The sequence below is a fragment of the Streptomyces sp. NPDC045955 genome, from assembly GCF_056430805.1.
On the sequence record NZ_JBWKKY010000008.1, the window covers coordinates 308,559 to 321,351 of the forward strand.

General features: G+C 68.0%; 9 protein-coding genes. All 9 read left to right on the forward strand.

Annotation, left to right across the window (positions count from 1 at the left end; all coding sequences use genetic code 11):
* Positions 1–106: 106 nt before the first annotated feature.
* The 9 genes from ngcE (at position 107) to AC07F0_RS19270 (ending at position 12,571) form a co-directional block, all read left to right on the forward strand.
* A complete protein-coding gene (ngcE, locus tag AC07F0_RS19230; RefSeq protein ID WP_478980298.1) occupies positions 107–1,561 on the forward strand; it encodes an N-acetylglucosamine/diacetylchitobiose ABC transporter substrate-binding protein in 1,455 nt (484 codons plus the stop codon).
* Between the two features lie 42 nt (positions 1,562–1,603).
* Positions 1,604–2,530, forward strand: coding sequence for a carbohydrate ABC transporter permease (locus AC07F0_RS19235; RefSeq protein ID WP_478980300.1), 927 nt, complete (start codon positions 1,604–1,606; stop codon positions 2,528–2,530).
* Positions 2,530–3,453, forward strand: a complete 924-nt coding sequence (locus tag AC07F0_RS19240; RefSeq protein ID WP_478980302.1) for a carbohydrate ABC transporter permease — start codon at positions 2,530–2,532, stop codon at positions 3,451–3,453. The genes AC07F0_RS19235 and AC07F0_RS19240 overlap by 1 nt, the downstream gene beginning before the upstream one ends.
* Positions 3,454–3,987: 534 nt before the next feature.
* Positions 3,988–5,199 carry an ROK family transcriptional regulator gene (locus AC07F0_RS19245; RefSeq protein ID WP_478980304.1) on the forward strand — a complete coding sequence of 404 codons (1,212 nt, stop codon included), beginning with the start codon at positions 3,988–3,990 and terminating at the stop codon, positions 5,197–5,199.
* Positions 5,200–5,332: 133 nt separating this feature from the next.
* Positions 5,333–6,433, forward strand: a complete 1,101-nt coding sequence (locus AC07F0_RS19250) for an ABC transporter substrate-binding protein (RefSeq protein ID WP_436725682.1) — start codon at positions 5,333–5,335, stop codon at positions 6,431–6,433.
* Positions 6,434–6,621: 188 nt separating this feature from the next.
* The gene (locus AC07F0_RS19255; RefSeq protein WP_478980306.1) at positions 6,622–7,413 is read left to right on the forward strand and encodes an ATP-binding cassette domain-containing protein; all 792 of its coding nucleotides are present in this window, start codon (positions 6,622–6,624) and stop codon (positions 7,411–7,413) included.
* Positions 7,410–8,702, forward strand: a complete 1,293-nt coding sequence (locus tag AC07F0_RS19260; RefSeq protein ID WP_436725548.1) for a sugar ABC transporter permease — start codon at positions 7,410–7,412, stop codon at positions 8,700–8,702. Before AC07F0_RS19255 ends, AC07F0_RS19260 begins: the two co-directional genes overlap by 4 nt.
* 279 nt (positions 8,703–8,981) lie before the next feature.
* Positions 8,982–10,913 (forward strand): 1-deoxy-D-xylulose-5-phosphate synthase, encoded by a 1,932-nt coding sequence (gene dxs / locus AC07F0_RS19265; RefSeq protein ID WP_478980308.1) that lies wholly within the window; start codon positions 8,982–8,984, stop codon positions 10,911–10,913.
* 158 nt (positions 10,914–11,071) lie between these two features.
* Positions 11,072–12,571, forward strand: coding sequence for an amino acid permease (locus AC07F0_RS19270; RefSeq protein WP_478980310.1), 1,500 nt, complete (start codon positions 11,072–11,074; stop codon positions 12,569–12,571).
* Positions 12,572–12,793: the final 222 nt, after the last annotated feature.

Below are 12,793 nucleotides of genomic sequence, written 5' to 3' on the forward strand. Positions count from 1 at the left end.
CCGCACGTCTCCACCCGTACTTCCTGCACGACCCAGCTTGACCCGATCGCGGTGCCGGAAGGGTCCGGTTCACCGCCTGAGTCCTGGAGAAGGCGAGGACTTGAGCATGGGATCCACTTCCGCCGAGAACCACGGCACCGAGGGTGTCGGCCGCCGTGATCTGATCAAAAGGTCCGCCGCGCTCGGGCTGATCTCCGTCCCCACGATGAGCTTCCTGTCCGCCTGCGCCAGCAGCGGCGGCGACGACAGCGGGGACAAGACCAAGGCCGGCAAGAAGACCGCGAAGAACCCGCTCGGCGTCAATGACACCGCGGGCATGGAATTCGTCCTGTTCGACGGCGGTTTTGGCAAGGAGTACGCCGAGGACGCCGTGAAGATCTACGAGAAGAACTTCCCCAAGGCGAAGGTGAAGTTCTCCGCCACCCAGAAGATCCAGTCCACCCTCCAGCCCCGCTTCAACCAGGGCACCCCGCCGGACCTCATCGACAACTCCGGCGCCGAGCAGATGGACATGGGCGTCCTGGTCGGCAAGGACCAGCTCACCGACCTCACCCCGCTGCTGGACGCGCCCTCCTACGACGACCCGAACAAGAAGGTCCGCGACACGCTGCGCCCCGGCATCGTCGAGATGGGCCAGTTCGACGGCGAGAAGGTCTGGATCCTCTACTACGCCTACACGGTCTACGGCGTCTGGTACTCGCAGAAGGCCCTGGACTCGCTCGACGAGCAGTACCCCGAGACCTGGGACCAGATGCTCGCGGTCTGCGAGAAGGCCAAGAAGAAGGGCATGGCGGGCTGGACGTACGCGGGCAAATACCCGTACTACCTCCCCTTCTCGCTCTACCCGATGATCGGCAAGGTCGGCGGACGCGAAGTCCTCGACGCCATCGACAACCTGGAGCCGAACGCCTGGAAGCACCCGGCCGTCAAGGCCTGCTTCGACGCGTACTACGAGCTCTACAAGAAGGGCTACATCCTCAAGGGCACGCCGGGTCTGGACCACATCCAGTCGCAGACCGCCTGGGCCGAGGGCAAGGCCCTGTTCATCCCGAACGGCTCCTGGGTGGAGAACGAGTCGGCGAAGGTCATCCCTGAGGACTTCGACCTGGCCGTTTCCGCGCCCACCGGCCTCGACTCCTCCGACAAGATGCCCTTCGGCACCATCTGGGCCTCCGGCGGCGAGCCCTTCATCGTCCCGGCGAAGGCGAAGAACGCCGAGGGCGGCATGGAGCAGCTGCGCATCATGCTCAGCGAGGCCTCCTCGAAGAACTTCACCAGCAAGGTGAAGTCGCTGACCGCGTACAACGGCGGCACCGACGGCGTCGCCCTCACCCCCGGCCTCAAGTCGGGTGTCGCGGCGCTGGAGAAGGCCGGCGAGAACGTGGTGAACCCCCGCCTTCAGGACTGGTACGTGCAGTTGCAGAAGGAGAAGATCGGCGTCTCCGGCCTCGGCGAGATGATGGCCGGCCGCCTCACGCCGGCCGAGGCCATCAAAAAGATCCAGAACTTCGCCGACGAGACCGCCAAGGACGACTCGGTCAAGCACTACAAGCACCAGTAACGGCACCGGAAACCCAATTTCCGCAACGGCACCGGAGTGGCGATGCAGCACGGCAAGTACCGGTTCATCGTGGGCTTCCTCGCGCTGCCCCTGGGACTGTACGCGCTCTTCGTGATCTGGCCGTTCATCCAGTCCATCTACTACTCGTTCACGGACTGGACCGGCCTGAGTCCCGAATTCAAGATGGTCGGTTTCGACAACTACAGCCGATTGCTCGACGACGAGATCTTCTGGAAGTCGTTGCAGCACAGCCTGCTGTTCGCCCTCCTGCTGCCGGTGGTGACGATCAGCCTCGCGCTGTTCTTCGCCTTCATGATCAACGTGGGCGGCAGAAAGAGAAAGAACGGCCCGGTCGTCTCCGGCGTCCGCGGCTCTTCCTTCTACAAGATCGTCTACTTCTTCCCGCAGGTCCTCTCGATCGCCATCGTCGCGCTGCTGTTCGCGTTCGCGTACAACCCGGACAGCGGCGCGATCAACTCGGTCCTGCGCGGCATCGGACTCGGCGACGTCCAGCCCCTGTGGCTCGGCGACCCCGACCTGGCGCTGTGGGCCGTGATGGCGGTCCTCGTCTGGTCCACGGTCGGCTTCTTCGTGGTTCTCTTCTCCGCCGGCATGGCCTCCATCCCGGGGGAGATGTACGAGGCGGCGCTGCTGGACGGCGCGAACCGCTTCACGACCTTCTTCCGCATCACCCTGCCCCTGCTCTGGGACACCGTGCAGTCGGGCTGGGTCTACATGGGCATCCTCGCCCTGGGCGCCGAGTCGTTCGCGGTCGTGCAGATCATGACGACCGGCCCGGGCGGTCCCGACTACTCGACCACCGTCATGGTCCTGTACGTGTACCAGAAGGCGTTCCGTGACGGGCAGGCCGCCTACGCCACCACCATCGGTGTCGCCCTGCTCGTCGTCACGCTGGCCTTCGCCGCCGTGGTGATGCGGCTGGGCCGTCGCGAGCGGCTGGAGTACTGATGAAGACGACGGAGTCCTCCGCGCCCGTGCCGGCCGAGTCCGGCGCGCCCGTCACCAAGGCCGACCTCCCGCCGGGCCCACCGCCGAAGGAGAAGAAAGAGGGCACGCTCCTCAACGCCTTCTCCCACGGCATCCTCGTCATCTGGGCGGTCATGGTGGTCATGCCGCTGCTGTGGGCGGTGATGACGTCCTTCAAGGACGACCGGTCCATCTTCAGCTCGCCCTGGTCGCTGCCGGACACGCTGCACTTCGACAACTGGTCGCGGGCGTGGACCGAAGCGAACATGAGCGACTACTTCCTCAACACGGTCCTCGTGGTCGGCGGTTCCCTCATCGGCACGCTCGTCCTCGGCTCCATGGCGGCCTACGTCCTGGCCCGGTTCGACTTCCCGGGCAACCGCTTCATCTATTACCTGTTCATCGGCGGCATGAGCTTCCCGATCATGCTGGCGCTGGTCCCGCTGTTCTACGTCGTGAACAACATGGGCCTGCTGAACACCATCCACGGCCTGATCCTCGTCTACATCGCCTACTCCCTCCCGTTCACGGTCTTCTTCCTGACGGCGTTCTTCCGCACCTTGCCGACGTCGGTGGCGGAGGCGGCCTTCGTCGACGGCGCCTCGCACAGCCGTACGTTCTTCCAGATCATGCTGCCGATGGCCAAGCCGGGCCTGGTCAGCGTCGGCATCTTCAACTTCCTGGGCCAGTGGAACCAGTACATGCTGCCCACGGTCCTGAACACCGACCCCGACAAGCGCGTGCTCACCCAGGGCCTGGTCCAGCTGGCGGTCAGCCAGGGCTACAAGGGCGACTGGTCGGGCCTCTTCGCGGGCTTGGTGATGGCCATGCTCCCGGTCCTCGCGGCGTACATCATCTTCCAGCGCCAGGTGGTACAGGGCCTGACGGCGGGGGCGCTGAAGTAACCCCTCCCGGCGGCTGCCCGGACCGGGGCGTTGCGCGGCTCGGTGCGACGAGGTGCGCAACGCCCACCTGTGCCGCCTGGGGGCACCTCCCAGGCCCTCAAGGCGCTGTGGAGGCACGACTGCCCGTCGGCTGAGCGGACCAGCGGGCCCGCACGACGGCCTGCGGCGGCTGAGCGGAACCACGACGCGCCCGCACCCGCGCACGCACGGAAGGGGCCGTGTCGGGGGGTGTCCGCCCGCAGCGGTTGGCGCGTCAACGGACAGTCAGTCGGCGTCCGACCCCATCGCGCCGTTCCGAGGACGGACACCCCCCAGCGCGGCCCCGACCCACCGCACCCCGGTAGGCGCTACGCACACCCCACCGAACCAGCCACAGGCCGCCGCAGGCATACGTAGCCGTCCGCGACCACTCGCACACACGGAGGAATCGGCTCAACCTCTTGACGGGAGGCAACCCGAACGGCTCAGCTTAGAGTTCACTAGTTGGACATGGACGGGGCCTCATCGATGCGGCCCCGCGCGCAGGAGGTCGTCGTGGAGACTCCGGGGTCGCAGTCGTCGCTGCACCGAGCCAACCTGGAGCGGGTCGTACGAGCCGTGCGCCTGGCGGGCTCCCTCACCCAGGCCGAGATCGCCCGGACGACGGGCCTGTCCGCCGCGACGGTGTCCAACATCGTCCGGGAGTTGAAGGAAGGCGGCACGGTCGAGGTCACACCCACCTCGGCGGGCGGCCGCAGGGCCCGCAGCGTGTCCCTCAGCGGGGACGCCGGCATCGTCATCGGTGTCGACTTCGGCCACACCCACCTGCGCGTCGCCATCGGGAACCTCGCCCACCAGGTGCTCGCCGAGGAGTCCGAGCCCCTCGACGTCGACGCCTCGTCGAGCCAGGGCTTCGACCGGGCGGAACAGCTGGTCAGCCGGCTGATCGAGGCCACCGGCGTAGACCGCACCAAGATCGCCGGCGTCGGCCTCGGCGTGCCCGGCCCCATCGACGTCGAGTCCGGCACCCTCGGCTCGACCGCCATCCTGCCCGGCTGGACCGGCACCAAGCCCGCCGAGGAGCTGCGCGAGCGGCTCGGCGTACCCGTGCACGTGGACAACGACGCCAACCTCGGCGCCCTCGGCGAGATGGTCTGGGGCAGCGGCCGCGGCGTGCGCGACCTGGCGTACATCAAGGTCGCCAGCGGTGTCGGCGCGGGCCTGGTGATCAACGGCAAGATCTACCGCGGTCCGGGCGGTACCGCAGGAGAAATCGGACATATTACACTCGACGAGTCCGGCCCCGTATGCCGCTGCGGAAACCGGGGCTGCCTGGAGACCTTCGCGGCCGCGCGCTACGTGCTCCCGCTCCTCCAGTCCAGCCACGGCACCGACCTGACGATGGAAGGCGTCGTACGGCTCGCGCGGGACGGAGACCCGGGTTGCCGTCGGGTGATCGCCGACGTCGGCCGCCACATCGGCAGTGGAGTCGCCAATCTCTGCAACCTGCTGAACCCGAGCCGTGTGGTCCTCGGCGGTGATCTCGCCGAGGCCGGTGAGCTGGTGCTCGGGCCGATCCGGGAGTCCGTCGGCCGCTACGCCATTCCCAGCGCGGCACGCCAGCTGTCCGTTCTCCCCGGGGCGCTCGGCGGCCGTGCGGAGGTGCTCGGAGCGCTCGCGCTGGCCCTCAGCGAGATGGGTGATTCAACCCTTTTGGACGGGACCGCCGTTGGGGCGCTGCAGGCGGCGACCCCTGCCTTCACTTAGAGAACGGATGGCACCGTTGCCATCTCGTTAAGGATTTACTTCTTGACGTCGCACGTGTGGCCGAGTTGACTTCCAGCCACCTCGGCCGCAATGTCGCGGCCTCGTCAGGGAGGTTTCTGAAGTGAACACGCGTATGCGTCGCGCCGCTGTTGCGATTGCCGCCGGTGCGATGGCCGTTTCGCTTGCTGCCTGTGGCAGCGCCAAGGAGTCCGGCGACAGCGCCGACTCCACCGGGTCCGCCAAGAAGGGCGACGACATCAAGGTCGGCCTGCTCCTTCCGGAGAACGCGACCGCCCGTTACGAGAAGTTCGACCGGCCGCTCATCCAGAAGAAGGTCAAGGAACTCACCAACGGCAAGGGCGAGGTCGTCTACGCCAACGCCAAGCAGGACGCCAGCACGCAGAACCAGCAGGTCGACACGATGGTGACCAACAAGGTCGACGTGCTGATCGTGGACGCGGTGGACTCCAAGGCCATCGCCGGCTCGGTGAAGAAGGCCAAGGACGCGGGCATCCCCGTCGTCGCTTACGACCGCCTGGCCGAGGGCCCGATCGACGCCTACACCTCGTTCGACAACGAGACCGTCGGCAAGACCCAGGGCGAGGCCCTGCTGAAGGCCCTGGGCGACAAGGCCAAGGACGGCCAGATCGTCATGATGAACGGGTCGTCCACCGACCCGAACGCCGCCCAGTTCAAGAAGGGCGCGCACTCCGTCCTCGACGGCAAGGTGAAGATCGGCCGCGAGTACGACACCAAGGAGTGGAAGCCGGAGAACGCCAACGCCAACATGGAGGGTGCCATCTCCGCCCTCGGCAAGGACAAGATCGTCGGCGTCTACTCCGCCAACGACGGCATGGCGGGCGGCATCATCACGGCCCTGAAGGCCGCCGGCATCGCCGACATCCCGGTCACCGGCCAGGACGCCGAACTCTCCGGCGTGCAGCGCATCGTCACCGGCGAGCAGTACATGAGCGTCTACAAGCCCTACCCGCAGGAGGCGGACGTCGCGGCCGAGATGGCCGTCGCCCTCGCCCAGGGCAAGTCGCTCGACTCGATCGCCAAGGACAAGGTCGACAGCCCGACCACCAAGGCCATCCCGTCCGTCCTGGTCCCGGTCGTCTCGCTGACCAAGGACAACATCAACGACACCGTCATCAAGGACGGCATCTACACCGTGAGCGAGATCTGCACCGGCAAGTACAAGGCCGCCTGCGACAAGATCGGCCTCAAGTAAGCAGCCACCAAGTCCCCTGAGGGGCACGGGAGCCCGAACCGGGCTCCCGTTACCCCCGTACGGGACCAGGCTGCCCCGAGTTCCTCCGGCGCCCCGCCACACCAGCCCCGCAAGCTCCGCGGGGCGCCGGAGTGATCACTCCTCCCACACTTCTGCACAACCTCCCGCCGGGTCAGGCGGCGAAGGAGATGGTTCACGTGTCCGCTACGCCCGTGCTGGCGTTGCGCGGGGTCTCCAAGCGGTTCGGTGCCGTACAGGCGCTCACCGACGTAGAGCTTGAGGTCCACGCCGGTGAGGTGGTCGCCCTCGTCGGCGACAACGGCGCCGGAAAGTCCACGCTGGTCAAGACGATCGCCGGCGTGCACCCCATCGATGAGGGCGTCATCGAATGGGACGGCAGGTCCGTCCAGATCAACAAACCGCACGACGCCCAGAACCTGGGCATCGCGACCGTCTACCAGGACCTCGCGCTGTGCGACAACATCGACGTCGTCGGCAACCTCTACCTGGGCCGGGAGATCCGCAAGCGCGGCATCCTGGACGAGGTGGAGATGGAGCGCCGCTCCCGCGAGCTGCTCGACACGCTGTCGATCCGCATCCCCAGCGTCCGCATCCCGATCGCCTCGCTCTCCGGCGGCCAGCGCCAGACCGTGGCCATCGCCCGGTCCATGCTCGGCGAGCCCAAGCTGGTGATCCTCGACGAGCCCACCGCCGCCCTCGGCGTCGAGCAGACCGCGCAGGTCCTCGACCTGGTCGAGCGGCTGCGCGAGCGCGGCCACGCCGTGATCCTCATCAGCCACAACATGGCCGATGTGAAGGCCGTCGCGGACAAGGTCGCCGTGCTGCGTCTCGGGCGCAACAACGGCGTCTTCGAGGTCAAGTCGACCTCGCAGGAAGAGATCATCTCCGCCATCACCGGCGCCACCGAAAACGCCGTGACCCGCCGTGCGGCGCGCACGAACGGGGAGGTTTCCAAGTGAGCATCGACAAGACCTCCGCGGCTCCGGACGACCACGTCGTGGAGAACCCCGAGGCGGCCAAGGCCGCCGTCACGGTCGTCGACCCCCGGCTGCTCGTGCGCGAGCAGGGACTCGCCGGCTACGTCACCGAGTTCAAGCGCAAGATGAAGTCCGGCGACCTGGGCTCCATCCCGGTCGTCATCGGCCTGGCGATCATCTGGCTCATCTTCACGAGCCTGAACTCCAACTTCCTCACCGCGGGCAACCTGTCCGACATGTCCGTCGCCATGGTCGGCACGGGCATGATCGCCGTCGGCATCGTGTTCGTGCTGCTGCTGGGCGAGATCGACCTGTCGGTCGGCTCGGTCAGCGGTGTCGCGGGTGCGAGCTTCGCCGTGCTGAACGTCACCAACGGCATGAACGAGTGGCTCGCCTTCGTGCTGGCCATCCTCACCGGCACGGTCGCCGGCCTGCTGCACGGCTTCTTCTTCGCGAAGATCGGCGTCCCCGCGTTCGCCGTCACCCTGGCCGGTCTGCTGTTCTGGAACGGCTTCATGCTCCAGATCCTCGGCGACAACGGCACGATCAACCTCGACCCGGACGGGGTCGTGGCCCAGCTGACCAGCTACTACTTCTCCGACGTGGCCGCCGCCTACGGCCTGGCCGCCGTGGTGACCGTCGCGTTCTTCCTCAGCTCCTTCCTCGGCAACCGGCGCCGCGAGGCCGCCGGCGTGCCGTCGCGGCCGCTGAGCGAGACCATCGTGCGGACGGTGCTGCTGGCGATCGTCGCGTTCGCCGTCGCCATCGTCTTCAACCAGTACAAGGGCCTGCCCCTGGCCGTGGTGATCTTCATCGTGGTGCTGCTGGTCACGGACTTCGTGCTGCGGCGCACGGCGTACGGGCGGAAGGTGTTCGCGCTCGGCGGCAGCGTCGAGGCGTCGCGACGGGCCGGCATCAACGTGGAGATGGTCCGCATCTCGGTGTTCGCGATCTCCGGTACGTTCGCCGCGGTCGGCGGCCTGTTCATCGCCTCGAAGATCGCCGCGGCGAACCAGGGCGCCGGTGGTGGTGACCTGCTGATGAACGCGATCGCGGCCGCGGTGATCGGCGGTACGTCGCTGTTCGGCGGCCGGGGACGGACGTGGAACGCGCTGCTCGGTGTGCTGGTGATCGTGTCGATCCAGTACGGGCTCGCCCTGGAGGGCATCGCCTCTCCGGTGCAGTACATGATCACGGGTGGTGTGCTGTTGGCCACGGTCGTGATCGACGCCGTTACTCGTAAGACGCAGAAGACCGCGGGGCGCGCGTAGCGCCGTAGGGCTGCGCAGGGTGCCCGGTTGCGGGCGGGCTGCGGCTTGCCGTGCGGTTCCCCGCGCCCCTGAGGGCGATGCGGCTGTGCCCCTTTGAAAGAATCTGTGCCCGGTGCCTCGACAGGTGCCGGGCACAGTTGTGTCGTAGGTGTGGCACAAGTGGGGTACAGCCGAATGCGTGATGTATGACGCACGGCCTCGGCGCAGTCCTCAGGGGCGGAACATTAGACTCGACAAGCCCGGCAACTGCTCGAACAGCTCTACTCCAAGGAGGCACGGGTGCCGCTGCTGACCCGTATCAGGGGACCGCGCGATCTGGACCGGCTCAGCCTGGAAGAGCTGAACCAGTTGGCGGAGGAGATCCGGACCTTCCTTGTCGAAGCGGTCTCCAAGACCGGCGGTCACCTCGGCCCCAACCTCGGCGTGGTGGAGCTCACCATCGCCCTGCACCGGGTCTTCGAATCGCCCAAGGACAAGGTGCTCTGGGACACCGGACACCAGTCCTACGTGCACAAGCTGCTCACCGGCCGTCAGGACTTCTCGAAGCTGAAGATGAAGGGCGGCCTGTCCGGCTACCCCTCGCAGGCCGAGTCCGAGCACGACATCATCGAGAACTCGCACGCCTCGACCGTCCTCGGCTGGGCCGACGGCATCGCCAAGGCCAACGAGCTCCTCGAGCGCGACAGCCACGTCGTCGCCGTGATCGGTGACGGGGCGCTGACCGGCGGCATGGCCTGGGAGGCGCTGAACAACATCGCCGACGCCAAGGACCGGCCCCTCGTCATCGTCGTCAACGACAACGAGCGGTCCTACGCGCCGACGATCGGCGGCCTCGCCAACCACCTCGCGACGCTGCGGACGACGGACGGTTACGAGCGGTTCCTCGCCCGCACCAAGGAGGTTCTGGAGCGCACCCCCGTCGTCGGGCGGCCGCTCTACGACACCCTGCACGGCGCCAAGAAGGGCCTCAAGGACTTCATCGCCCCGCAGGGCATGTTCGAGGACCTCGGCCTGAAGTACGTCGGCCCGATCGACGGACACGACCTGGAGGCCCTGGAGTCCGCCCTCGCGCGGGCCAAGCGGTTCGGCGGGCCCGTCATCGTGCACTGCCTCACCGAGAAGGGCCGCGGCTACCAGCCCGCCCTCCAGGACGAGGCCGACCGCTTCCACGCCGTCGGCAAGATCCACCCCGACACGGGCCTGCCGATTGCCTCCTCCGGCGCCGACTGGACGTCCGTGTTCGGCGAGGAGATGGTCAAGCTCGGTGAGGAGCGCGAGGACATCGTCGCCATCACCGCCGCCATGCTCCAGCCGGTGGGCCTGGAGAAGTTCGCCAAGCGGTTCCCCCAGCGGGTCTACGACGTCGGCATCGCCGAGCAGCACGGCGCCGTGTCCGCCGCGGGCCTGGCGACGGGCGGAGTGCACCCGGTGTTCGCGGTGTACGCCACCTTCCTCAACCGCGCCTTCGACCAGGTGCTGATGGACGTGGCCCTGCACAAGTGCGGGGTGACCTTCGTCCTGGACCGGGCCGGTGTCACCGGCACCGACGGGGCGTCCCACAACGGCATGTGGGACATGTCGATCCTCCAGGTCGTGCCGGGGCTGCGGCTGGCCGCGCCGCGTGACGCCGACCAGGTCCGCGCGCAGTTGCGGGAGGCCGTCGCCGTCGACGACGCGCCGACCGTGGTCCGCTTCTCCAAGGGCGCCGTCGGCCCCGCCGTTCCCGCCGTGGGGCGGGTCGGCGGCATGGACGTGCTGCGCGAGCCCGGCACCGACCGGCCCGATGTGCTGCTGGTCTCCGTCGGCGCCCTCGCGCCGATGTGCCTGGAGATCGCCGGCCTGCTCGACAAGCAGGGCATCTCCACCACCGTCGTCGACCCGCGCTGGGTCAAACCCGTCGACGAGGCCATGGCCCCGCTCGCCGAGCAGCACCGCGTGGTCGTCACCGTCGAGGACAACAGCCGGGTCGGCGGTGTGGGATCGGCGATCGCCCAGGCGCTGCGGGACGCGGGCGTCGACGTGCCGCTGCGCGACTTCGGCATCCCGCCGCGCTTCCTCGACCATGCCTCGCGCGCCGAGGTCATGGCCGAGATCGGCCTCACCGCGCCGGACATCGCCCGGCAGGTGACCGGCCTGGTCGCCAAGCTGGACGGGCGGTACGAGCGGAGCGCCGCGGAGGCCGTGGACGCCGTGGAGCCCGCGCGCGACTGACGCCTGCGGCCGCTTCCGCGACGAACCGCCGAATGGGCCGGTTCCACCACCGCGAGGGTGGTGGAACCGGCCCATTGGCGTGAATCCATCGCTGCCGGGGCATACGAACGGTGCCCCCTCTCGATCATGTCGAGGACGACAAGCGTGGGAGGTACCCCGTGAGCAGCACCCTCTTCCGGACGAAGAAGGTCGAGCAGTCCATCCTCGATACCGAGGAGCCAGAGCACGCGCTCAAGAAGTCCTTGTCCGCGCTGGATCTGACCGTCTTCGGCGTCGGCGTGATCATCGGCACCGGCATCTTCGTCCTCACTGGAACAGTCGCCAAGAACAACGCCGGGCCCGCGGTGGCCCTGGCGTTCGTGGCGGCCGGCGTCGCGTGTGCGCTGGCCGCGCTCTGCTACGCCGAGTTCGCGTCGACGGTCCCGGTCGCCGGTTCCGCCTACACGTTCTCGTATGCCTCCCTCGGTGAGCTGCCCGCCTGGATCATCGGCTGGGACCTGGTCCTGGAGTTCGCGCTCGGTACGGCGGTGGTGGCCGTCGGCTGGTCCGGCTACATCCAGTCGCTCATGGCCAACGCGGGCTGGGAGATGCCCGCGGCACTGGGCAGCCGGGACGGCGCCGACGTCTTCGGCTTCGACATCCTCGCCGCCGCGCTCGTCCTCGTCCTCACCGGCATCCTCGTGCTGGGCATGAAGCTGTCCGCGCGGATCACGTCGCTCGTCGTCGCCATCAAGGTGACGGTCGTCCTGGTCGTGATCGTCGCCGGTGCGTTCCTGATCAAGGGGTCCAACTACGACCCGTTCATCCCGAAGGAGAAGGCGGTGGAGGCCGGGAAGAGTCTCGATGCGCCACTGATCCAGCTCATGTTCGGCTGGGCGCCCTCCAACTTCGGCGTGATGGGCATCTTCACCGCGGCCTCCGTCGTGTTCTTCGCCTTCATCGGCTTCGACATCGTGGCCACGGCGGCGGAGGAGACACGGAATCCGCAGCGCGACATGCCGCGCGGCATTCTCGGCTCCCTGCTGATCTGCACCACGCTGTACGTTCTCGTGTCGATCGTCGTCACCGGCATGCAGCACTACACCCGGCTGTCCGTGGACGCGCCGCTCGCCGACGCGTTCAAGGCCACGGGGCATCCGTGGTTCGCGGGGTTCATCAGCTTCGGCGCGGCGGTCGGTCTGACGACGGTGTGCATGATCCTGTTGCTCGGGCAGACCCGGGTGTTCTTCGCGATGAGCCGTGACGGGCTGCTGCCGCGGTTCTTCTCGCGCGTCCACCCGCGGTTCAGGACCCCGCACCGGCCGACCATCCTGCTGGGTGTGGTCATCGCGGTCCTGGCCGGCTTCACTCCGCTGACGGAGCTCGCCGCCCTGGTGAACATCGGCACGCTGTTCGCCTTCGTGGTGGTCGCCATCGGTGTGCTCGTCCTCCGCAAGACCCGCCCCGACCTGCACCGGGCGTTCCGCACGCCGTGGGTGCCGGTCATCCCGATCCTGTCGGTGTGCGCCTCACTGTGGCTGATGATCAACCTGCCCGCCGAGACGTGGGTGCGGTTCGGCATCTGGATGGTCGCCGGGTTCTTCGTGTACTTCCTCTACGGCCGCACGCACAGCCGCCTCGCCAAGGAAGAAACCAGGGAGCCGGAGCCAACGCTCTAGCCTCCGGCGGTTGGGCGGGGTGCCTGCGGCGGCCTGTGGCTGGTTCGGTGGGGGTGTGCGTAGCGCCTACCGGGGTGCGGTGGGTCGGGGCCGCGCCGGGGGGTGTCCGTCCTCGGAACGGCGCGATGGGGTCGGACGCCGACTGACTGTCCGTTGACGCGCCAACCGCTGCGGGCGGACACCCCCCGACACGGCCCCTTCCGTGCGTGCGCGCCGCAGACC

Excerpts from the sequence above, each read along its gene's own strand:
- ngcE (WP_478980298.1), top strand. The coding sequence starts at position 107 with ATGGGATCCACTTCCGCCGAGAACCACGGCACCGAGGGTGTCGGCCGC.
- AC07F0_RS19255 (WP_478980306.1), top strand. The coding sequence starts at position 6,622 with ATGGTTCACGTGTCCGCTACGCCCGTGCTGGCGTTGCGCGGGGTCTCC.
- AC07F0_RS19235 (WP_478980300.1), top strand. The coding sequence starts at position 1,604 with ATGCAGCACGGCAAGTACCGGTTCATCGTGGGCTTCCTCGCGCTGCCC.
- AC07F0_RS19240 (WP_478980302.1), top strand. The coding sequence starts at position 2,530 with ATGAAGACGACGGAGTCCTCCGCGCCCGTGCCGGCCGAGTCCGGCGCG.
- AC07F0_RS19250 (WP_436725682.1), top strand. The coding sequence starts at position 5,333 with ATGCGTCGCGCCGCTGTTGCGATTGCCGCCGGTGCGATGGCCGTTTCG.